A 749-nucleotide genomic window follows, 5' to 3' on the forward strand; every position below is an offset into this window, starting at 1 on the left:
TCAAGACAGTCAGTTACGTGAGATTCAGCAGATACGTGCAGACATGCTCAATGATCGCCGCCGCGACTGGCTAGCATTAGCAGGATTTGGCTTATGTGTCGCTATAGCAACGCAAGTGGTCGGCTGGCTATCACCTGTGTTTTATATTTTGGCTATACTAGCGGTTATTTGGCGCATCTTAGCTTAAAGCTGCCGCTTTACTAACAAGGATAAGTTATGATCAGCTCTCAGGTTAATGCTATACCCTCTAAACCAGACTATAGTGCCGCTATCGCTGAGCTACAAGCTCAGTTTGGTGAGCAACTCAGTGCCAATCTGACAGTCCGTGAACAACACGGCCATACCATGACATGGCTTGCTAACCAGCCACCAGATGCCGTACTGACTGCGCAAGATAAATACGACGTCGCTAAAGCAGTCGCGATTTGTAACCAGCATAAAATGCCAGTCATTGCTTTTGGCATTGGCTCATCGCTTGAGGGTCAATTAAATGCTCCTTATGGCGGACTATCAATCGATATGCATGCGCTAGATGCTATCTTGCAAGTCAATAACGAAGATTTGACAGTGACTGTACAGCCAGGCGTCACGCGTGAACAGCTGAATCATTATCTGCGTGATACAGGTTTGTTTTTCCCGATAGACCCAGGCGCCAATGCTAGTATCGGCGGTATGGTTGCGACCCGCGCCTCAGGTACTAACGCAGTACGCTATGGCACGATGAAAGATGTGGTACTGGCGCTTGAAGT

1 protein-coding gene and 1 pseudogene are annotated in these 749 nt (G+C 48.1%); both read left to right on the forward strand.

All coding sequences use genetic code 11. From position 1 onward, the window contains the following. Positions 1-187: pseudogene (locus tag ACS8FD_RS19910) on the forward strand (2-octaprenylphenol hydroxylase); the annotation flags it as partial. Between the two features lie 29 nt (positions 188-216). Further along, positions 217-749: FAD-binding oxidoreductase (locus ACS8FD_RS19915; protein WP_439277141.1), on the forward strand; the 533-nt coding region annotated here is incomplete at its 3' end.

This window comes from Psychrobacter sp. 1U2 (assembly GCF_051847575.1).